The 20,556-nt window shown below is 56.0% G+C and carries 18 protein-coding genes; 4 read left to right on the forward strand and 14 right to left on the reverse strand.

Annotation, left to right across the window (positions count from 1 at the left end; translation table 11 throughout):
* Window positions 1–41: 41 nt before the first annotated feature.
* The 6 genes from rstB to ydgH all read right to left on the reverse strand — a co-directional run bounded on the left by rstB (window position 42) and on the right by ydgH (window position 6,022).
* Entirely contained in the window at window positions 42–1,340 is a 1,299-nt protein-coding gene (gene rstB, locus AC0TN7_RS21335) for a two-component system sensor histidine kinase RstB (protein WP_024909335.1), read from the reverse strand.
* Window positions 1,341–1,414: 74 nt separating this feature from the next.
* On the reverse strand, window positions 1,415–1,675 hold the full coding sequence (locus tag AC0TN7_RS21340) for a hypothetical protein (RefSeq protein WP_463726612.1): 261 nt from the start codon (window positions 1,673–1,675) through the stop codon (window positions 1,415–1,417).
* 246 nt (window positions 1,676–1,921) lie between these two features.
* Window positions 1,922–2,638, reverse strand: a complete 717-nt coding sequence (rstA, locus tag AC0TN7_RS21345) for a two-component system response regulator RstA (RefSeq protein ID WP_024909333.1) — start codon at window positions 2,636–2,638, stop codon at window positions 1,922–1,924.
* A 110-nt stretch (window positions 2,639–2,748) separates the two neighbouring features.
* Complete coding sequence (gene folM / locus AC0TN7_RS21350) at window positions 2,749–3,471, reverse strand: dihydromonapterin reductase (RefSeq protein ID WP_473702416.1); 723 nt, start codon at window positions 3,469–3,471, stop codon at window positions 2,749–2,751.
* Window positions 3,472–3,510: 39 nt separating this feature from the next.
* On the reverse strand, window positions 3,511–4,893 hold the full coding sequence (locus tag AC0TN7_RS21355; protein ID WP_023335474.1) for an amino acid permease: 1,383 nt from the start codon (window positions 4,891–4,893) through the stop codon (window positions 3,511–3,513).
* Between the two features lie 184 nt (window positions 4,894–5,077).
* Window positions 5,078–6,022 (reverse strand): DUF1471 family protein YdgH, encoded by a 945-nt coding sequence (ydgH, locus tag AC0TN7_RS21360; RefSeq protein ID WP_024909331.1) that lies wholly within the window; start codon window positions 6,020–6,022, stop codon window positions 5,078–5,080.
* Between the two features lie 535 nt (window positions 6,023–6,557).
* Here ydgH and pntA point away from each other — a divergent pair.
* Together pntA and pntB are read left to right on the forward strand one after the other, a co-directional pair.
* Window positions 6,558–8,087 (forward strand): Re/Si-specific NAD(P)(+) transhydrogenase subunit alpha, encoded by a 1,530-nt coding sequence (gene pntA, locus AC0TN7_RS21365; protein WP_024909330.1) that lies wholly within the window; start codon window positions 6,558–6,560, stop codon window positions 8,085–8,087.
* 10 nt (window positions 8,088–8,097) lie between these two features.
* Window positions 8,098–9,486: a Re/Si-specific NAD(P)(+) transhydrogenase subunit beta gene (gene pntB / locus AC0TN7_RS21370; protein ID WP_024909329.1), complete on the forward strand. Its 1,389-nt coding sequence runs from the start codon at window positions 8,098–8,100 to the stop codon at window positions 9,484–9,486.
* 123 nt (window positions 9,487–9,609) lie between these two features.
* Here pntB and uspE read toward each other — a convergent pair whose 3' ends face one another.
* The 7 genes from uspE to AC0TN7_RS21405 form a co-directional block, all read right to left on the reverse strand.
* Entirely contained in the window at window positions 9,610–10,560 is a 951-nt protein-coding gene (uspE, locus tag AC0TN7_RS21375) for a universal stress protein UspE (RefSeq protein ID WP_024909171.1), read from the reverse strand.
* Window positions 10,561–10,669: 109 nt separating this feature from the next.
* Window positions 10,670–10,852: a hypothetical protein gene (locus AC0TN7_RS21380; RefSeq protein WP_014883604.1), complete on the reverse strand. Its 183-nt coding sequence runs from the start codon at window positions 10,850–10,852 to the stop codon at window positions 10,670–10,672.
* A gap of 146 nt (window positions 10,853–10,998) precedes the next feature.
* Window positions 10,999–11,751 carry a fumarate/nitrate reduction transcriptional regulator Fnr gene (gene fnr / locus AC0TN7_RS21385; RefSeq protein ID WP_006174991.1) on the reverse strand — a complete coding sequence of 251 codons (753 nt, stop codon included), beginning with the start codon at window positions 11,749–11,751 and terminating at the stop codon, window positions 10,999–11,001.
* A gap of 183 nt (window positions 11,752–11,934) precedes the next feature.
* The gene (gene ogt, locus AC0TN7_RS21390) at window positions 11,935–12,450 is read right to left on the reverse strand and encodes a methylated-DNA--[protein]-cysteine S-methyltransferase (protein ID WP_024909170.1); all 516 of its coding nucleotides are present in this window, start codon (window positions 12,448–12,450) and stop codon (window positions 11,935–11,937) included.
* A 10-nt stretch (window positions 12,451–12,460) separates the two neighbouring features.
* Entirely contained in the window at window positions 12,461–13,987 is a 1,527-nt protein-coding gene (gene abgT / locus AC0TN7_RS21395; protein WP_248272159.1) for a p-aminobenzoyl-glutamate transporter, read from the reverse strand.
* A 36-nt stretch (window positions 13,988–14,023) separates the two neighbouring features.
* On the reverse strand, window positions 14,024–15,469 hold the full coding sequence (locus AC0TN7_RS21400) for a M20 family metallopeptidase (RefSeq protein ID WP_061715394.1): 1,446 nt from the start codon (window positions 15,467–15,469) through the stop codon (window positions 14,024–14,026).
* Window positions 15,469–16,779, reverse strand: a complete 1,311-nt coding sequence (locus AC0TN7_RS21405) for a M20 family metallo-hydrolase (protein ID WP_473702417.1) — start codon at window positions 16,777–16,779, stop codon at window positions 15,469–15,471. The genes AC0TN7_RS21400 and AC0TN7_RS21405 overlap by 1 nt, the downstream gene beginning before the upstream one ends.
* Window positions 16,780–16,954: 175 nt before the next feature.
* Here AC0TN7_RS21405 and AC0TN7_RS21410 point away from each other — a divergent pair, with 175 nt between their 5' ends.
* Window positions 16,955–17,866, forward strand: a complete 912-nt coding sequence (locus AC0TN7_RS21410; protein WP_473702418.1) for a LysR family transcriptional regulator — start codon at window positions 16,955–16,957, stop codon at window positions 17,864–17,866.
* A 356-nt stretch (window positions 17,867–18,222) separates the two neighbouring features.
* Window positions 18,223–18,786: a DNA endonuclease SmrA gene (gene smrA / locus AC0TN7_RS21415; protein WP_032651068.1), complete on the forward strand. Its 564-nt coding sequence runs from the start codon at window positions 18,223–18,225 to the stop codon at window positions 18,784–18,786.
* A 27-nt stretch (window positions 18,787–18,813) separates the two neighbouring features.
* Here the strand turns inward: smrA and tcp are convergent, their stop codons facing one another.
* Window positions 18,814–20,475 carry a methyl-accepting chemotaxis citrate transducer gene (gene tcp, locus AC0TN7_RS21420; protein ID WP_417927277.1) on the reverse strand — a complete coding sequence of 554 codons (1,662 nt, stop codon included), beginning with the start codon at window positions 20,473–20,475 and terminating at the stop codon, window positions 18,814–18,816.
* Between the last annotated feature and the right edge of the window lie 81 nt (window positions 20,476–20,556).

Genomic DNA, 20,556 nt, shown 5'->3' on the forward strand with positions numbered 1-20,556 from the left:
TATAGCACAGCACGCCGGGTCAGGCCAGCGTGCGGTTTAGGTCAGACAGGAACGGGAAGGGCGATGTTATGGTATACCGGCCAGCTAAAGCAGAAGCGCGCGCCGCCAAGCTCGCTCTCCTCGCAATGCACCGTGCCGCCCATTGCCTGCGCGATAGAGTAGACAATCGCCAGCCCCAGGCCACATCCGCCAGTAGCGCGATCTCGGCTGGGGTCGAGGCGGACAAACGGCTCAAACACGGTTTCTCGCGCTTCCGGAGCTATTCCCGGCCCGTCATCCTCCACCGTCAGGCTTGCCTGACTGCCCTGCAAATCCAGCCCAATCTGTAGCGTACTTTCGCTGTAGCGCATGGCGTTGTTCATCAGGTTATCCAGCACGCGTTCCATCAGGCGCATATCGAGTGCGCCGTAATCACCCGGCGTCACGCGGGTCAACAGCGTACGCTGCGGGTTCACGCTCTGAACGTCATCAATGTGGGTTTGCAGCCAGGCAGGAAGATCTGGCGTGCTGAGGTTCAGCTCGTTTTGCGGACGATCGAGGCGCGCGTAGGTCAGCAGTTCCTCAATCAGCGCCTCAAGCTGGCCAATGTCGCGGTTAAGCGCCTGAGACTCCGCTTCCGTCAGATTTTCGCTCATCTCCAGACGATAGCGCAGGCGCACCAGCGGCGTGCGCAGCTCGTGCGCAATTCCGTCGATCAACTGCTTCTTACTGGCGATCAGGGCATTGATGTTATCGGCCATCTGGTTAAAGGCCACGCCCAGACGTTCAAAGCTGGAACCGCTGTCGAAGTGAATGCGCTCGGTAAAATGCCCCTCGCCAAAACGCTGCGCAGCGGATTCCAGCTTCAGCATGTCCTGCCAGTGCGGGCGCATCCAGATAAAGACCGGAAACGCGAGCGAGATGGCGATAAAGGCCATCAGCGCCATGTCCAGCAGGCGCATCTGGTGCAGATAATAGAGATAGGGAACCGGGCCGACGGCCAGCACGTAATGGCTGCGCGGGATACGCTGGATAAAGGTGTATTTCTCATCCAGCGCGACGATGTCCCCGTCGCGCAGACGCTGCATGGCGGGTGGGTCCAGCTCAAAATTTTTTAAGGGCTCGATGCGTAAATCGAACGAGAGATTCAGATCCAGCTCTTTCAGGGTTTTCGCCCAGTCGTGCGGCGGGATCTCTCTTAGCTCGCTGCGCATCAGATAGAGCGAGCTTTTCATCAGGTCGTCCAGCGACTGCCTGCCTGCACGTTCGGCGGTGAATTTATAGACCAGCCCGACCAGCATGGTCATGACCAGGAAGCAGACAAACAGCAAAAGATAAAACTGCACAAACAGCTTTTTCATTGGATCTCACCGAAGAAACGCTTTGTGCAGAATATACATGAAACCCGCCGATATTTTCATGTCTGTGAAGCGTGTTACATGGCTTTCGCGCTGTTTTTTACCTTGGCGATGAGTGTTTCCGTTACGGCCAGTCCTTCCGCAATGTGCACATCAATCACATCGGTTCCAAATTTGTTAATTAAATCCAGAAGTATTTCGTAAGACTGGATGAGTTCAAGGAGATCAAAGAGCGCTTTCCGATCGGCGCGTGAGGGAGAGGCATGGCTAAGCGCTGCCTGATTAACAATCCATTCAAGATTGGTTTTGATGGCTTCAACCTGACTGTAGCTATACATATTTCATGGGCTTAAATCCTCATATCAAGATTTTATGGGAGAGGTTTCGTGAGAGCTTCACGGTGAGAAAGCGTTGTAGCCGGGTCAGTGCCAGCTGAAGAAAGGACAGTAGAAGATTTAATTATGGGATAGTTCTCGTGCTTAGCAAGTTAATTGTTGCGCAAACGGATAAATAAAGGCGCGAAATGAAGGCATCACTGTGTAATGCCTTCATTTCGCGCATGTTATGCTAACCGGATAACGGAATCAGGTTTCCCAGGCGTGGGGGGCAAACAGGTAACCCTTATTACGCACGGTTTTAATGCGGTAGGGCTCGGTAGCGTTATCCTGCAGCTTTTTGCGCAGACGCGAAATCGCCACGTCAACGCTGCGGTCCATTCCGTCATAGCTCACGCCACGCAGGTTTTTCAGCAGCGCGTCGCGGTCCATGATTTGCCCGGCGTGCGTTGCCAGCTCCCACAGCAGGTCAAAATCCGCGGTGGAGAGGGCGATAAGCTCGCCAGAGAGCAGCACCTGACGGTTAATGGGGTCAATAGACAGCGTACCGAAGCGCATCGCTTTGTGCGGCGTCAGAGACGCCGCGGGCGCTTCGCGTTCGATGCTGGCGTGCTGGCGCAAATGGAGGCGCAGACGTGCAAGCAGGACGGCAGGCGGTGTGGTTTTCAGAATGTAGTCATTGGCACCCATCTCCAGCGACAAGATATGGTTCATATCGCTGTCCAGCGAGGTGAGCAGGACGATAGGGCCCTCCCACCTGGCGCGCAGGTCACGGCAGAGCGTCATGCCGTCTTTGCCTGGCAACATGATATCCAGCAGCACCAGATCGGGGTTTTCACGGACGACCACCTCTTCGGCACGATCGCCGCGAGGTTCAACAATGACGTCCATATCATGTTTACCCAGATAGGCGGCGATCAACTGCCCGACTTCGGGTTCGTCTTCAACATAAACAATCTTATTCATACAGCGTCTGTTTTCGTGAAAAAAGCCAACATACACCGCGGAACCTTAACCTTCCATTAATCTTTCAAAATTAACGCCGGTTCCGTAATTCTGGCTGTTATTCGCTTTCACTAGCGCAGCGGACGGCCGCCGTCCACGGCAAAGGTTCTGCCGGTGACATAGCAGCTGGTGAGCAGGTAATCCACGAGGTCGATGACCTCTTTCTCGCCAGGGGCGATTTTCATAAGCGACTTATTCAGCGCCTGCTGGCGATACTCCGCATCATCGTTTTCGTTAAACAAAATCATCGCCGGGGCGATGGCGTTCACCTTCACCTCGGGCGCAAGCTTGCGGGCAAACGAGCGCGTCATATTATCCAGTGCGGCTTTACTGGCCGCGTAGGCGATGTGCTTGTCGCTTCCGCGCTCCACCACATAATCAGTGAAGTGAATGATGTCGCCCGCAGCATGCCCATGGCCGCGCAGCAGATCCTGCAGAGCATGGTTGAGCAGATAAGGGGTATTAACGTGGATCTGCAACATGGCGGAGAGCGTTTCGCTGAGTGACGCACCGGGTTTTTCGGCACGCCATGCGCTGGCGTTATGGATCACGGCGCGCAGCCCCGTCGTGGTGGACTTCACCTCTTCCGCGAAAGCCAGAATGCCTTCATCGGTTGAAAAATCAGCCTGAATGCAGACAGCACCGGCTTTGCGTAACCCTTCAATCGACGGGTATTCCGTACGGTAGCTGACAATGACAGGATGGCGAAGGTTGAGAAAGTGATGGGCAAGAGCGAGGCCGATACGGCGGCCTCCACCGGTAATCAGTATTGGGCGAAGCGGTGCATTTCCCATCGTATTCTCCTTTACAGTTCAACAATGGGAAAGGCGATGCTATCCCATTAACATCCAGGTTGCCGGCAGGGCAGCAACCAGTAGCAGTCCAATTAATGCCATCTCACGGCGTTTCAGCGCATTCTCCAGCTGATGCGTGCGGCGGGCGTAGATAAACACCAGCAGACCCGGTGCGTACAGCACTACCGACAGCAGCAGATGCATAGGCCCGGAAGCATACAACAACCACAGGCCGTAAATACAGGCTCCGACACCCACGACATAATGCGCCGGGCGTGTGGCAATTTTTAACAGATACGCACCCACTAAGAAATAGGGTACCAGAATCATCTCCGAGGCGATGGTCAGCAGCGTGTTATAGTCTGAGCCTGTGAGCCAGATCAGCACCAGGCAGACCTGAACGCTGATGTTGGTCAGCCAGAGTGATGCCGATGGCGCGCTGTTTTTGTTTTGACGGGCGAACAGGCGTGGAAACGCCTTGTGCGTCGCGGCCAGGAACGGCACTTCAGCCGCCATGATGGTCCAGCTCAGGTAAGCGCCGCAGACGGAGACGATCAGTCCTGCGGCAATCACCACATCGCCCCAGGGACCGAGCATTTTCACCATCAGGCCTGCCATTGACGGGTTACGCATTTCCGCCAGCTCAGGACGCGCCACCACGCCCAGCGACAGCAGCGTCACCAGCAGATAGACCCCGAGCGCGGCCAGTACGGCCAGCAGCGTGGCGCGGCCCACATCGCGTTTATTCCGCGCACGGGCAGAAACCACGACCGCACCTTCCACACCGATGAACACCCACAGGGTAATCAGCATCGTGTTTTTCACCTGCTCCCAGACGGGAACGCCCAGCGCAACGCCGCTGAAATCGAGCTTGAATACGTCCATACGGAACGCAATAAAGGCCAGAACAATAAACAGGCCGAGCGGAACCAGTTTCGCCAGCGTCGCCACCAGGTTGATGCTGGCGGCCGTTTGTACGCCGCGTAATACCAGCCAGTGGACGAACCACAGCAGCACCGAGGCGCCCACAATAGACTGCCAGGTATTCCCGTCGCCAAAGAGACGCAGCTCTGGCGTATCGGTAAAGAAACTGAGCGCCGAGAAGACGATCACCAGATAGGAGACGTTGGCGATAACGGCACACAGCCAGTATCCCCATGCGGAACAGAAGCCAATCAGCTCGCCGAAACCTTCACGTGCATAGGTGAAAATGCCGCCGTCCAGATCCGGGCGAATGCGAGTGAGGAGCAGCATGGCGAAGGCCAGCAGCAGTATTCCGACACCGGTAATGCCCCAGCCAATGATGAGCGCGGAAGGGCTCGCGACGGCCGCCATATTTTGCGGCAAACTGAATACGCCTGCACCCAGCATTGAGCTTAAAACGAGTGCAGTCAGAGCACTCAGGCCAAGTTTCTTTTCCATTGGCTTCCTGTTATGAAAGGTCAAAATCCAGAATAATTATTTCGCTCAGGCGCATAAAAATGGTGGATCACACTAAGGCGCGGGATTTTACGGAGTGTAACGAAAGCATGCAATGACGTGTGGCAGAAATTCAAAAAAAGTAACAAAAAAGGCGGCATTGCGCCGCCTTTCGTAAACGATTTTGTTACTTGTACAGATCGGCGCTGATGGTCACGTTGTTACCACGCTCCTGCCACTGGCGGGTGATGTGGTAGTACTTCGCCCCTTTCTTCGCCGCACGCTTCGCGACCTGGTAAGAGACTTCCGTCATGTTGCCGTAGTTGCCGGTAAACTTGATGCTGTCGAACGGCACCATCTGCGCTGCAGTGGCGTTGTTCAACTCTTCAATTTTGGTACCGTCCGGCAGCGTAACGGAATAGCGGCCACCTTTCGTGGACTGCGTTTCGAAGAAACGGCCCACTTCAGCGCTTGGGGCAGCCGTCGTTGCTACGCCTGGAATTTCAACTTTCTTCGCTTCTTCGCCGCCTTTTGCTATTGCCGCGCGACCTGCTTCTGAATTCGCCGGGATGGCATCCGGGCTCTGCAGAACACGTTTTTTCGCATCTTTTTTATAGATGAACGCGGTAATACGCTGGTTGCCACCCTGGTTAGCATCGACCTGACGCACGATGAAGAACGAGTAGGCCCCTTTCTCTTTCGCGGCTTTGGTGATGGCATCGTTCACTTCAGGCTGGCTGCGATAGAAGCCCTGAACGGTGACGGTGTCGTAAGGTTCCAGCTCAATCGCCTGATCTTTCGGCAGTTCAACAACACCGTTGATCACGCGGTTTTTCGGTGCGTCAGCTTTTGGCGCATTGTCTTTGAACAGCGCAATGGTCACGCGCTGGTTACCGCTGTTGCCGTAATCGGACTGGTCAACGACATAAAACGAGGCAGCCCCGTTTTTATCAGCAGCTTTTGATGCCGCGGCGACGGCGTCGCCAATAGAATTATAACGACCCACAATGACCGTATGGTCAAAAGGTTTTAACGCTGCCGCTTGCTCCGGCGTTAACTCTGTTGCGGCATTCGCAGACAGGGCGGTCGCGGAAAGAAGTGCGGACGCCAGGAGTGTGTTCTTAAGCTTCATAAAAATGATCCTTCGCCTTGCGCAAACCATGTACTGGTATTGTTGTTAATTTGAGACGGTCCCGATTATGGCATTTAAAACCCGTCGCTGTCTGCGCCATTTTTCACTGCCCGTGCTTACTGAATCACCTTATTCGATAACATTTAGTGATATGTTGAAAAAACACGCGTTTGACAAGTAAAACTGATAAAGCATATGACTTTTACAAGTTAATTTAATGTTAATAAGTTGTTCTCTTATGGCGCTATATCATGTTTTTACCGCTTCGCTTGCGCGATTTATCGGTTCTGGCGATGAATTTAAGGTAAATATCACTGTCAGTGACGCCGATCGCTTATTTTTCACAGATAAAGTAAGAAATAGTGTTTTCTGGCGGTAGATCACGGGCGCTATTTTCAGTAGGTTATAGACAGTTTGTTACTGTTTTATTTTCCGGGGTTAATCATATCTCGTCGCTCGCGCGATGGCGAAAATTGATACAAACCGCGGGCATTTATCGATAAACCATCATCAAAAACCGATGGAAGGGAAAACTATGCGTATTGGGGTACCAAAAGAACGGTTAGCCAATGAAACCCGCGTAGCGGCAACACCGAAAACGGTGGAGCAACTGCTTAAACTGGGTTTTACGGTCGCGGTCGAAAGCGGCGCAGGCAAACTGGCGAGTTTCGATGACGAGGCCTTTATCCAGGCTGGCGCAGAAGTGGTCGACGGTGCTGACGTCTGGCAGTCGCCGGTAATTCTGAAGGTCAACGCACCGGAAGAGAGTGAAATTGCGCTGCTGAATCCGGGGACGACCCTGGTGAGCTTCATCTGGCCTGCGCAAAACCCCGAGCTGATGGAGAAGCTGGCGGCCCGTGGCGTGACCGTGATGGCGATGGACTCCGTGCCGCGCATTTCGCGCGCGCAGTCGCTGGATGCCTTAAGCTCCATGGCAAACATTGCCGGCTACCGCGCCATTGTTGAAGCGGCCCACGAATTTGGTCGCTTCTTTACCGGACAAATCACCGCTGCGGGTAAAGTCCCTCCGGCGAAAGTGATGGTGATTGGTGCGGGCGTAGCGGGCCTTGCCGCCATCGGTGCGGCAAACAGCCTGGGCGCTATCGTACGCGCCTTTGACACCCGTCCTGAAGTAAAGGAACAGGTTCAGAGTATGGGGGCCGAATTTCTTGAGCTGGACTTTAAGGAAGAGGCAGGCAGCGGTGATGGTTACGCGAAGGTGATGTCCGAAGCCTTTATCAAAGCCGAAATGGAACTCTTCGCTGCCCAGGCGAAAGATGTCGACATTATTGTCACCACCGCGCTTATCCCCGGTAAACCGGCACCGAAGCTGATTACCCGTGAGATGGTTGACTCCATGAAATCGGGCAGCGTGATTGTCGACCTGGCCGCCCAAAACGGCGGTAACTGTGAATATACCGTACCGAATCAGGTGACCACGACCGCGAACGGCGTGAAGGTGATCGGTTATACCGACCTGCCGGGCCGTCTGCCAACGCAGTCTTCTCAGCTCTACGGCACTAACCTCGTCAACCTGCTGAAGCTGCTTTGCAAAGAGAAAGACGGCAACATCACCGTCGATTTTGACGATGTGGTGGTGCGCGGCGTCACCGTGGTCCGTGAAGGTGAAATTACCTGGCCTGCGCCGCCTATTCAGGTTTCTGCTCAGCCTCAGGCGGCAGCGAAAGCGGCGCCTGCGCCTAAAGAGCCCGCCAAACCGGCTTCTCCGTGGCGCAAATACGCGATCATGGCGCTGGTGATTATTCTGTTCGGCTGGCTGGCTGACGTCGCGCCGAAAGAGTTCCTCGGCCACTTTACCGTCTTCGCGCTCTCCTGCGTCGTAGGCTACTACGTGGTATGGAACGTCTCCCATGCGCTGCACACGCCGCTGATGTCGGTAACCAACGCCATCTCCGGGATCATCGTAGTGGGGGCGTTACTGCAGATTGGTCACGGCGGCTGGATCAGCTTCCTGAGCTTTATCGCGGTGCTGATCGCCAGTATCAATATTTTCGGTGGTTTCACCGTGACTCAGCGCATGCTGAAAATGTTTCGTAAAGGCTAAGGGGTAGCATATGTCTGGAGGATTAGTGACAGCCGCATACATTGTTGCTGCAATCCTGTTTATTTTCAGTCTGGCGGGGCTTTCCAAACACGAAACGTCTCAGCAGGGGAATAACTTTGGTATCGCCGGGATGGCGATTGCGCTGATTGCCACCATCTTCGGGCCGGATACCGGCAACGTGGCGTGGATCCTGGTAGCGATGATCATCGGCGGCGCGATTGGTATTCGCCTCGCGAAACGCGTTGAAATGACCGAGATGCCGGAGCTGGTCGCTATTCTGCACAGCTTCGTGGGTCTGGCGGCGGTGCTGGTGGGCTTCAACAGCTACCTGTATCACGAACCGGGCCTGGAACCGATTCTGGTGAACATCCACCTGACGGAAGTGTTCCTCGGTATCTTCATCGGTGCGGTGACCTTCACCGGCTCTATTGTCGCGTTTGGCAAACTCCGCGGGAAGATCTCCTCTAAACCGCTGATGCTGCCAAACCGTCATAAGCTGAACCTGGCGGCGCTGGTCGTGTCGTTTGTACTGCTGGTGGTCTTCGTGCGTACCGAAAGCGTCGGTCTGCAGGTGCTGGCGTTGCTGGTGATGACCATCATCGCGCTGGCGTTCGGCTGGCACCTGGTGGCGTCCATCGGCGGTGCGGATATGCCGGTGGTTGTCTCGATGCTGAACTCCTACTCCGGTTGGGCGGCAGCGGCGGCAGGCTTTATGCTGAGCAACGACCTGCTGATCGTCACCGGTGCGCTGGTGGGTTCTTCCGGTGCGATCCTGTCTTACATCATGTGTAAGGCGATGAACCGTTCGTTCATCAGCGTTATCGCCGGTGGTTTCGGGACCGATGGGTCTTCTTCCAGTGCGGATGAAGAAGTGGGTGAGCACCGTGAAATTTCTGCGGAAGATACCGCAGACATGCTCAAAAACTCGCATTCCGTAATCATCACTCCGGGATACGGCATGGCGGTGGCGCAGGCGCAGTATCCGGTGGCGGAAATCACCGAGAAGCTGCGCGCGCGGGGCATTAAGGTTCGCTTTGGTATTCACCCGGTGGCAGGGCGTCTGCCTGGCCATATGAACGTGCTGCTGGCGGAAGCGAAAGTGCCTTACGACATCGTGCTGGAAATGGATGAGATCAACGATGATTTCGCCGACACCGACACCGTGCTGGTCATTGGCGCCAACGATACCGTTAACCCTGCTGCACAGGACGATCCGGGTAGCCCAATCGCCGGTATGCCGGTTCTGGAAGTGTGGAAGGCGCAGAACGTGATTGTGTTTAAACGCTCCATGAATACCGGCTATGCCGGGGTTCAGAACCCGCTGTTCTTCAAAGAGAACACCCACATGCTGTTTGGCGATGCCAAAGCCAGCGTGGATGCGATTCTGAAATCACTCTGACAGGGTAAAGCCCGGTGGCGCAAGCTTACCGGGCCTACCAAACCCGTAGGCCTGGTAAGGCGAAGCCGCCAGCCGGCAAAAAAAAACCGCCGGTTCCCCGACGGTTTTTTTTCATCTTGCTGGTTAATCGTCTTCCGGATCGTCCAGCTCAACCGGCGTCTGGTACTCATCCGGCTTAATGACCAGCAGGTCGCAGCGCAGATGGTCGATTACCTGTTCGGCGGTATTGCCGAGGAACGCGGCAGAAATACCGGTTCTGCCAATTGTGCCCAGCACCACAATCCCCGCCTGCAGGTGTTCCGCCAGGTCCGGGATCACCTCTTCAGGCAGCCCTTTTTCCACGTGGGTCATTTTCTCATCAATGCTGAATTTCTGGCGCAGCGCTTTCATGGCCAGCAGGTGCTGACCGCGGATCGCGTCGTTGTACACGCTCGGGTCAAATTCAGGCAGCTCAATGGCAATGTTAATCGGGGTGACCGGATAGGCGCCCACCAGATGCACTTCGGTATGATTCACCTGATCGGCAAGCTGGAGGGTCTCCTTCACCAGCTTCTCGTTCAGCGAATTGTGGTAATCCTCTTCGCTCGCGAGGTTTACCGCCACAACGGCTTTCCCGCCTTCAGGCCACGGCTGGTCTTTCACCATCCAGACCGGGCAAGGGCATTTACGCAGCAAGTGCCAGTCGGTCGGGGTGAAGATCACGGATTCCAGCTTGTCGTGCTGGTGCGCCATCTTCAGCAGCAGGTCGTGCCCACCGGCGACAATCTCCTGGATGATGGCTTCGAAAGGTCGGTTATGCCAGACCACTTTAATATCAATGGGCACACCCGCTTCCAGGTAATACTTCGCCTGTTCACGGATCCACGCGGTACGCTGGCTGATGACGCCCTGACGCATAGCGGTGCGCTCGTCAGGCGACAGAAGGGTGGTCATCTCATACGAGAAGTCATAGATCGGCAAAAACGCTTTGATTTTGCCACCAATCCGTTGATGTAAATACACAGCACGTCGTAATGCCGGCTGATCGTCCTGATTCGGATCGATAGCTACCAGCATGTTTTGATACTTGGCCATACAGGTCTCCTTACTACTGTCACCACAGTCTGTAATTAAAAGAGTAACCTATATATCCTGAATGAAACAGAGGGGAGGTTTTGCCAGATCAATAATTCATGAAAATTTATCAGAGGAAAAGCACCGTGGTCGTCACCGCGATAAACGCAATAAACAGCAGCACCATCACCGCTATCGCAAAGGTCGTGGAGTCCTGAACGTAGGTTTTTTCCTCCCCCTTCATTGGGCCGACAAGCATGATCCAGATGAAGATAAAGGTCACTGAGGCGATCACGACTGAAACGAAAAACAAACTTTCTCTCAATTCATAACCTCAACGAGAACCTTTCGGGCGCTGTGTGGGGACTTACTACGGTGAAAATATCTTGAAACGAAAGTGATTATACCAGACCAATAAATCACAAGAATTTATCAGTCTGGTCATCAACAGGTGGAAAGTTATGCCACGTTGCGGGCGTGCCCGGCAAGAACGGCCAGCGCTTCACCGTTTTCGATAGTGATGTATTTACCTTTAACGGCCAGCATCCCGCTTTTCTGGAAACGACCCAGCAGACGGCTGATGGTTTCCACGGTGAGACCCAGGTAGTTACCGATATCGCCACGCGTCATCGTCAGACGGAATTCACGCGGCGAGAAGCCACGCTCGGCGAAGCGGCGGGAGAGGTTGTAGATAAACGCGGCCAGGCGCTCTTCTGCATTCTTTTTGGAAAGCAGCAGGATCATGTCCTGATCGCCTTTGATCTCACCGCTCATCAGACGCATCATCTGCTGACGCAGGTTAGGCATCTTACCGGACAGATCGTCCAGGGTTTCAAACGGGATTTCACAAACCATTGAGGTTTCGAGTGCCTGAGCAAAGCTCGGGTGATGGCCCGTGCCGATAGCATCAAAGCCCACCAGATCGCCCGCCAGATGGAAGCCGGTGATCTGCTCATCACCCTGTTCGGTGATGGTGTAGCTCTTGATGGTGCCAGAACGGATAGCATAGAGCGATTTCAGTTCGTCTCCCGCTTTAAACAGCGTCTGCCCTTTCTGAATAGGCTTTTTGCGCTCGATGATATTATCAAGCTGATCGAGTTCATGCTCATTCAGGGTAAACGGGATACAGAGCTGGCTGATGCTGCAATCCTGGCAATGGATAGCACAACCGCCAGACTGAATGCGTCGTATAATTCGCTTTTCCGGGATCATAGGTTTGCTCAAGCCTTAATTGATATTGGTCAATTTTAACATCTTTTTGGTAAGTACGTAAGCCTGACAAACCCTCAATAAGGACAAGAGACGGCAACGTGTCGCCATCTTCTTGAAATTCCACAGCTTGATTATGGATTTTTACCCTAACCGGTAGAAAATTAAGCACAAAAAGCCTGGGAACTAGAGCAAGAGATACCCTTCGTGACGCAGCAGCCACTCTTTTCGCTGCACGCCACCGGCATAGCCTGTCATGGTACCGTTACGGCCAATGACGCGATGGCAGGGTACCACGATGCTCACCGGGTTAGAGCCGTTCGCGGCACCCACCGCGCGTGCTGCTCCTGCGCGGCCTAGCTGCTCCGCAAGCTGGCCGTAATGCATGACCTGCCCGCACGGAATCGAACGTAGCGCCTGCCACACTTCGCGCTGAAAAAGAGTGCCTGCCGTGGCGGTCGGCAGAGTATCGATGATGCTGAGATCGCCTTCGAAGTACGCCGCAAGCTTGTCGCTCAGCCCGCCCGGATTGGTGGCGCGGATACGTTCATATCCCTGTGAGCGGTAGTGAATCGCAAGCAGTTCTTCCATGCGGTCGCTGTGCTCTTCCCATTCGACGGCGCGCAGGCAGAACTGCTCGTCCGCGATCACCCACAGCGGCCCGAGCGGCGTCGCAATCTTGTCTTCGAGTAATCTCAGCATCCTCATTCCTTTAGTTCAGCCTCGGGTAAATCCCCGGCCCAATCGGCAGGCCGACAAGATACCATGCCACCAGCATCACCAGCCATACCCCTAAAAAGATAAGCGGGTAGGGTAAAACCAGCGAATAGTAGGTACCCAGTTTGGCCTCGGGTTTATAGCGCTGCAGGAAGCCTAAAAACAGCGGAACAAACGGCGAAACCGGCGCCAGCGGAATAACCGAAGAGTCCGCGATGCGGAACAGGATCTGCGCGAAAGCCGGGTGGAACCCCAGCATCATAAACATCGGTACGAAGATCGGGGCCAGAATCGACCAGATGGCGGAACCGCTGGCGATAAACATGCACAGCAGGGATGACAGAAGCGCCAGGCCGACAAACGCCGGTACGCCGCTTAATCCGGCAGCCTCCAGCGCGTCGGTCAGGCCCACGGCCATAAACTTGCCCATGTTGCTCCAGTTAAACATCGCCACAAACTGCGCCAGCGGGAACACCATCACGATAAAGCCCGCCATCTCCTTCATCGGCTCGATCATCAGCTGCGGCAAATCGCCCTGACGGCGGATTTTGCCGGTAGCGATACCGTAGGCCAGCGAAACGACAAAGAAGAAGAGGATAATCAGCGGCACAATGCCCTGAATAAACGGTGACGGCAGGACCGTATGTTTAACCGGATCGCGCAATATGCCGTTTTCCGGGACCACCATCAGCGCCACCAGCGCGATAAAGGCCAGCGAGACCACGCCAGCCACGCGCAGGCCGAAGCGCTGCTCTTTGCTCAGGGTCTCCAGCTTTTCATCGCTACGGCCTTCCCATTTACCCAGGCGCGGCTCGACGATCTTATCGGTAATCAGCCCGCCGACAATCGTCAGGACAATGACCGAGCAGGCCATAAAGTACCAGTTGTCGATCACGCTGACGTGCATGGACGCATCGATGGTCTTCGCCGCCTCCGTGCTGATGCCCGAGAGCAGCACGTCGGTGGTGACGATCAGCAGGTTAGCGGTGAATCCGCAGCCCACCCCCGCAATCGCCGACAGCAGGCCCGCCACGGGATGACGACCGACGGCGAGGAAAATCAGCGCCCCCATCGGCGGCATGATCACCAGCGCGGCGTCGGAGGAGATATGGCTGAAGAAGGCGATAAACAGCACCATGTAGCTCGCGTACCGCGCGCTGACGTGGGAAGCCATCTTCACCATTAATGCGGGCAGCAGGCCAACGCGTTCTGCCAGCCCGGCGCCCAGCACCAGCGCCAGAATGGCGCCCAGCGGGGCGAAACCGCTGAAGTTTTTGATGACGTTAGGTAAAAACCAGTGCAGCCCGTCAACGCTGAGCAGGTTCTTTACCGCCACCAGGCTGCCGTCAGCCGGGCTGCGCACGCTCACGTCAAAGGCGGAGAGCACGGCGGTGGCGACCATCAAAATCACAATCAGATAGATAAACAGCAGGAAAGGGTGCGGCACTTTATTGCCGATCCTTTCAACCCAGCCATAGAGCTTACCGGATGGGGAATGCGAAGGTATGGATGACATACTCATGGGCGTTCCTCGGGAGTGTTGTGTTGTTGTGTTTTTTTATTTTAAAGGTGACGGTGTCACGCCCTGTGGGATCGGACACGCGTACGGTTTTTCTTGTAATTGTTGTTCGAACTCTTCACGGCATTTGTTCAGCAGCGCTGCGTCCAGCAGCAGATTGAGCGCGGTCGCACCCATCACTTTTCCGGCCAGCAGCATGCCTTTGTGAGCAATGGAAGTACGCCCCTGGGACACCAGCTGCCAGGTGTGCAGCGGTGTGCCGACGGTAAAGCAGGGGCTGAAGCACTGGGCGACCGGCATTTTCCAGCTGACGTCGCCCACGTCCGTTGAGCCCGCCAGCACGTTGTCGGTAATAGCGTAGGGCGCGACTTCATCCACCAGCAGCGTCGCCTGATGACGACGGGCAAAGGCTTTCCCCGCTTCACCTCCCGTAGCGGCAATATTTTTGAGGCTGTTTTGCAGATCGTTGGGCGTCAGGGTGGCGCGGATCTTGCGGGCAAACTCGCGCTCTTCGTCGGTCCACTCCGGCGTGCCGTAGTGCTGCAGGGCGCGATACATCGCCGCCTCGAGCGTGCGGTTCGGCAGGTAGCTGGAGCAGGCTTTATCAAAGCGGCACTCGACGGTGGTTTCGGTCATCAGCGCCGCGCCCTGGGCAATTTTCTCGATGCGCTCGTAGATCTGCTGCGCATCCGCCATCTCCGGGGCGCGGATCAGGTACAGCACCTCGGCCTGCGCCTGTACCACGTTGGGCGAAATCCCGCCGGTATCGGTAATGGCGTAATGGACGCGCGCTTTCTCAATGATGTGTTCGTTGAGGAAGTTGGTGCCGGTGGTCATCAGCGTCACGGCGTCCAGCGCGCTGCGTCCCAGGTGAGGGGAGTTGGCCGCGTGCGCCGCCACGCCATGAAAACGCCAGGCGGCCTGAATATTCGCCAGCGTGCTGACGTTAAACATCCCGGCGAAGGCTTCCGGGTGCCAGGTGACGGCAGCATCGACGTCATCAAACAGCCCTTCGCGCACCATAAAGGTTTTCCCGGAGCCGCCTTCTTCGCCGGGACAGCCGTAAAAACGCACCGTTCCGCTGCCGCCGTGCTGCTCCAGCCAGCTTTTCACCGCCACTGCGCCCGCAAGCGCCGCGGTGCCTAAGAGGTTATGCCCGCAGCCGTGGCCGTTGGCTCCCGGCGTGGCGGTCTGCGCGGTCGCGCAGTGTGCCTGCTGGCTTAACCCGGCCAGCGCGTCGTACTCGCCCAGCAGGGCGATAACCGGTTTCCCGCTGCCGAAGCTGGCGATAAACGCGTTGGGGATGCCGCCTGCCTCGCGGATCAGCGTGAAGCCTTCTGCTTCCAGCTCGCTGGCCAGCCGTTCGGCGGACCAGAACTCTTCAAAGCGGGTCTCGGGACGATCCCAGATCGCGTCGGCAATATCGGTTAACGTCCGACATCGCGTATCGATCGCATCGGCAATAAAAGCGTAGTTCTCCTGCATTACACACCTCGCGTCCACGGGAAATTAAGCGCAGTTCGCGCCAGCGTTTCGATGGCGACAGGTATGACCTGCTCATCGAAGTCGAATTTTTCGTTGTGATGTCCGGCGCTCAACTCCGTGCCAAACACCATATAGGATGCCATGCCGCCGTTCTGCTGCACGCGGGCCATCATCAGCGTGGCGTCTTCGGAGCCTGCTGGCGCCTTCACCTTATCGATGGCGTGAACAACCCCGGAAACCTGGCTCGCCTGCTCGCGCAGATAATCCACCCAGGCCGGCGTCGGTGCGCTGGAGGTGGCAGCCCCCATCAGGCGCACCTCGGCGCTCACGCCGTAGAGCGCCGCCGCGCCGGTAATGACCGCCTGCGCGCGTTCAAAGACGTACTGATTAATCGCTTCGCTTTCACCGCGCGTTTCAACCTTCATCAGGGCATTCGCGGGCACCACGTTGCGTCCGCTGCCCGCCTGCATCACCCCGACGTTCACCCGGGAGGCACCTCCGCTGTGCGGGGCAATGCTGTGCAGAGCGAGGGTGGCCTGCGCGGCGGCGAGCAGGGCGTTACGACCGTCCTCCGGCTTACCGCCCGCGTGTGCGGCCACGCCGGTGAAGCTCACGTCGAACTTGGTGGTGGCCATAAAGTTATCGCTGCCGCAGATCACCGTTCCGGCAGGCACGCCGGTACCAATATGGATGGCCGTGAAATAGTCCACGTCGTCCAGCGCCCCGGCGGCAACCATGGCGCGCGCGCCGCGCGTACCTTCTTCGGCGGGCTGGAAGATCAGCTTGATGGTGCCGTTCAGCCGGGCTTCATTCTGCTTAAGCACCTGCGCCAGCCCCAGACCAATGGTGGTGTGGCCGTCGTGCGCGCAGGCGTGCATCATTCCTGCGTTGCAGGAGGCAAACCCGTCGCGGAACGGGCGATGGCTGTCGTCGAGCGCTTCGCTGAGATCAAGGGCGTCCATGTCCACGCGAAACGCCAGGGTTGGGCCAGGGCGGCCGGTATTCAGGGTCGCCACAATGCCGGTAAAGCCGCCTTCAAACGGCGCCAGCCATTTCTCAGGCGCGCCCTGCGCCCGCGCACGGGCAAACTCATGCGCCAGGGTAGCGGCATCGGGCAGCCCCATCCGGCTTTCGGCATCGACCACGTCGCGACCCATCGCCAGTGCGTAACCCAGCGAGTCCAGGATTTCCGCGACTTTCGCGGCGGTACGAAACTCTACCCAGCCGGATTCCGCGAAATGGTGAAAATCACGACGCCATGCGCTCAGCTGCGGGGTTAACGTCTGGATGTACTGCGCCAGTGTGTCCATATCTGTTCCTGTCATCATTAAAATATGTGAACTGCTTCACGCTGTGATAGTTTTTACTTATCACTAACCGATTTTTCACAGTTTTAACCGTTCAGGAATTACCCTCGCACATCCCTTTCCATTAAAGTAGATGACAGTTTCTTTACTCTGATAAACAACGGTTATCGGTCGGGCTATGTCATTTCAGATTAAATTTCATCAAATCCGGGCGTTTGTTGAGGTTGCGCGTCAGGGCAGCATTCGCGGTGCCAGCAGGACGCTGAATCTTTCCCAGCCGGCGCTGACCAAATCCATCAAAGAGCTGGAGGAGGGCATGGCGGCGCAGCTTTTCGTGCGCAGGAGTAAGGGCGTCGCGTTGACGGAATGCGGTGAGGGTTTTTACCAGCGTGCCAGGTTGATTCTGGAAGAGCTGCGCGCGGCGCAGGATGACATTCGTCAGCGGCAGGGGGAGCTGGCCGGGCAGATCAACATCGGGATGGGGGCCAGCGTTTCACGCAGCCTGATGCCCGCCGTCATTACCCGCTTTCACGCGCAGCATCCGCAGGTCAAGGTGCGGATTATGGAAGGGCAGCTGGTATCGATGATCAATGAATTACGCCAGGGCGAACTGGATTTCACCATCAATACCTATTATCAGGGGCCTTACGACCAGGAATTTACGTTTGAAAAGCTCTTCGAAAAACCGTTTGCGGTATTTTGTCGGGAAGGGCATCCGGCGACGGGGGCAACGTCTATTAATGAACTTCTGCATTATAACTGGACAATGCCGACGCCGCGGGGAAGTTATTATAAGCAGTTAGAAGAGGTATTTAGCGATCGTTCGCAAATACCGCGAATTGGTGTGGTCTGTGAAACCTTTTCCTCCTGTATTAGCCTGGTTGCGCAAAGTGATTTTCTAAGCATATTGCCGCAGGAGCTAGGGTGTGACCCGCTGCTGGCGCACCGCCTGGTCATGCTGTCGGTTGTCGAGTCGCTTCCAAAAGCAGCATATTATTTAATTCAGCGCCGTGATTCACGTCAGACGCCCCTTGCCGAATCATTAATTACACAGTTCAGAAGGGAAGCGAGGAAAATAGTCGTGGCGTGAAAAGCCGACCATAAAAAAACAGGGTCTGTCCGACATCTGACAGACCCTCCAGTACACACAGCAGTGCGTCCTTTCGCCAATCCTGAGTATTATATCCATGAAGCAGGTATATTTAGGTATAACACCTTTCCCGCAAAATGAAAGGATATTGAGTGTTTGATTTTACGAAAATTTAACACAAATCACTTATTTCATCTTTGCTGAAATTTTAGTTAAGTCATATTTAAGTTTATTTTATAAATACTATATATATTCATCATGTTAATATTTGTTGCGCACGACGGCCTGTAACGGTGATTGAGGCCTGTCTCGGGCGCAGGTATAGTACCGTCCTCAGTTGTAGCCGGAGGATATCCATGAACCCTGACGACAAATCCTTTTTTCTTGACGCCATGGAAGATGTCCAGCCGCTGAAGCGTGGCCCGGATATTCACTGGCAGCCCAGCCGCAATACGCGGACGCGACAGGAGGTGGATAGTGAACAGCTGGATAACTTCCTGACGCTCGATTTTCTTGACCTTCTTCCCCTGGAAGAACCGCTGGCGTTCCAGCGCGAAGGGGTGCAGCAGGGCGTTATCGATAAGCTGCGCTCGGGTAAATATGCCCGCCAGGCCAGCTTAAACCTCCTGCGTCAGCCTGCCGAACGCTGCCGTCAGATGCTGTTTTCTTTTATCTGCCAGGCCAGACGTGACGGGTTACGTAACCTGATTATTATTCACGGGAAAGGGCGGGAGCAGAACTCGCATCCGAATGTGGTGCGCAGCTACCTGGCGCGCTGGTTAACCGAGTTCGAGGATGTACAGGCCTTCTGCGTGGCGCTGCCGCATCACGGCGGCAGCGGGGCATGCTACGTTTCACTGCGAAAATCCGATGAAGCAAAACAGGAAAACTGGGAGCGGCACGCCAAGCGCAGCCGCTAGCGGGCGATATCCTCGCCCGCCTGAGACTCAGAACGTTTCCCAGTTGCTGTCGGTGGAGGCGGCTGTCGTTGCCGGGCGCAGCAGCTGTGGCGTTTTCAGATTGGCCGGGCGTGGAGCGACCGCTTTTTCTTTGCCGTTCAGACGAAACGCGGCCACCGCCTGACGCAGCTGCTCGGACTGATCTTCCAGCGCCGCTGCTGCCGTGGCGGACTCCTGCACCAGCGCGGCGTTTTGCTGCGTCACGCTGTCCATTTGCGAAACGGCCAGGCTCACCTGCTCAATGCCGCGGCTCTGCTCGTCAGAGGCCGATGAAATCTCACCCATGATATCGGTCACGCGGGTGACGGCAGCGACAATTTCCTTCATGGTGGTGCCCGCCTCGCTGACCTGCTCGGAACCGGTATTCACCCGGCTGACGGAGTTCTCGATAAGCCCTTTGATCTCTTTCGCCGCCTGCGCGCTGCGGCTCGCCAGCGTACGGACTTCGCCAGCAACAACCGCAAAACCACGCCCCTGTTCTCCGGCGCGTGCCGCTTCCACCGCGGCGTTAAGCGCCAGAATGTTCGTCTGGAACGCAATGCTGTCGATCACGCTGGTAATATGCGCAATTTGCTGCGAACTGTCGGCGATTTCGTTCATGGTGCGAACCACGTTATCCACGACGTGACCGCCGCGCGCGGCCGTTTCAGAGGCGTTTTTCGCCAACAGCGTGGCCTGACGGGCGTTATCGGAGTTCTGTTTAACCGTCGCAGTCAGCTCTTCCATGCTGGCGGCAGTCTCTTCCAGCGAAGCGGCCTGCTGCTCGGTGCGGGCGGACAGATCGTTGCTTCCTGCAGCAATTTCGCCTGCGCCGGTGTAGATGGAATCGGTGCTTCCGCGCACGGCGCTGACGGTGGTCACCAGCGACTGCTGCATCTCATGCAGGCCAGCGGCCAACTGACCCATCTCGTTACGACCCGAGACAGCGATATCCTGCGTCAGGTCGCCCCCTGCAATGGCGCGAATATGGTTCATAATGGAATGGAGTGGTTTTAACAGCAGGTGCTGTAAACCCTGCCAGATGACCACCAGAACCGCGATAACGGCCAGCAGAATTGCCGCCAGGGTCCACTGCATCTGCGTGAAGCTGCTCTGGTTCTCTTCGGTTGCGGCCTTCAGCAGGGTGTTGTTTTCGGCGCGCCAGCGGTTATAGACCGCCTCCATGTCGTCCTGCGCCTGCTGCGCGTCCAGATCCCCATAGGCCTGATAGTTGTCGGCACGCAGATACTCAATCGATAAGCGCATCACTTCGTGCATCTGGTTCCATGATTTCTGCATCTCGTCGGTCAATGCCGCCTCCTGGCCCTTAACCTGCGGCAGTTTCTGCCACTCTTTGTTATAGGCTTCGGCTTTTGCCAGCGAGTCGCCTGCGGTGCCAAGCAGCTTATTGATCGCCGCCAGGGAAGCCGGGTCACGCTGGTTTTTCAGATAGCGGATCGCCACGCGGGTGACGGTGACGCGCGTTTTCACCAGCGTGTTCACGCTGTCGCTCAGGCTTTCCTGCTGGGCATTGAGCACGCCGGAGTTCTGGAAGTTATGGCGATCGTTGCTGACGGCAGAGTAGAACAACCCTCCCGTGACAACTTGCAGCAGACAGAATATGGTGAGGGCAAAGATAATACCGGTAATCACGTGCAGATTTTTCAGCATAGCGGTCGTCCGTTAGAAAGGATGCAGAGGTACACCAATACTATCGTCGTATAGAATTTAAACTTTAATTTAACTCGCGCT

The sequence above is a fragment of the Enterobacter sp. PL_is511 genome, from assembly GCF_055816065.1.

Excerpts from the sequence above, each read along its gene's own strand:
- pntA (WP_024909330.1), top strand. The coding sequence starts at position 6,558 with ATGCGTATTGGGGTACCAAAAGAACGGTTAGCCAATGAAACCCGCGTA.
- AC0TN7_RS21410 (WP_473702418.1), top strand. The coding sequence starts at position 16,955 with ATGTCATTTCAGATTAAATTTCATCAAATCCGGGCGTTTGTTGAGGTT.
- tcp (WP_417927277.1), bottom strand. The coding sequence starts at position 20,475 with ATGCTGAAAAATCTGCACGTGATTACCGGTATTATCTTTGCCCTCACC.
- AC0TN7_RS21405 (WP_473702417.1), bottom strand. The coding sequence starts at position 16,779 with ATGGACACACTGGCGCAGTACATCCAGACGTTAACCCCGCAGCTGAGC.
- smrA (WP_032651068.1), top strand. The coding sequence starts at position 18,223 with ATGAACCCTGACGACAAATCCTTTTTTCTTGACGCCATGGAAGATGTC.
- ogt (WP_024909170.1), bottom strand. The coding sequence starts at position 12,450 with ATGCTGAGATTACTCGAAGACAAGATTGCGACGCCGCTCGGGCCGCTG.
- uspE (WP_024909171.1), bottom strand. The coding sequence starts at position 10,560 with ATGGCCAAGTATCAAAACATGCTGGTAGCTATCGATCCGAATCAGGAC.
- AC0TN7_RS21340 (WP_463726612.1), bottom strand. The coding sequence starts at position 1,675 with ATGTATAGCTACAGTCAGGTTGAAGCCATCAAAACCAATCTTGAATGG.
- rstA (WP_024909333.1), bottom strand. The coding sequence starts at position 2,638 with ATGAATAAGATTGTTTATGTTGAAGACGAACCCGAAGTCGGGCAGTTG.
- rstB (WP_024909335.1), bottom strand. The coding sequence starts at position 1,340 with ATGAAAAAGCTGTTTGTGCAGTTTTATCTTTTGCTGTTTGTCTGCTTC.
- AC0TN7_RS21355 (WP_023335474.1), bottom strand. The coding sequence starts at position 4,893 with ATGGAAAAGAAACTTGGCCTGAGTGCTCTGACTGCACTCGTTTTAAGC.
- fnr (WP_006174991.1), bottom strand. The coding sequence starts at position 11,751 with ATGATCCCGGAAAAGCGAATTATACGACGCATTCAGTCTGGCGGTTGT.
- abgT (WP_248272159.1), bottom strand. The coding sequence starts at position 13,987 with ATGAGTATGTCATCCATACCTTCGCATTCCCCATCCGGTAAGCTCTAT.
- AC0TN7_RS21400 (WP_061715394.1), bottom strand. The coding sequence starts at position 15,469 with ATGCAGGAGAACTACGCTTTTATTGCCGATGCGATCGATACGCGATGT.
- pntB (WP_024909329.1), top strand. The coding sequence starts at position 8,098 with ATGTCTGGAGGATTAGTGACAGCCGCATACATTGTTGCTGCAATCCTG.
- ydgH (WP_024909331.1), bottom strand. The coding sequence starts at position 6,022 with ATGAAGCTTAAGAACACACTCCTGGCGTCCGCACTTCTTTCCGCGACC.
- folM (WP_473702416.1), bottom strand. The coding sequence starts at position 3,471 with ATGGGAAATGCACCGCTTCGCCCAATACTGATTACCGGTGGAGGCCGC.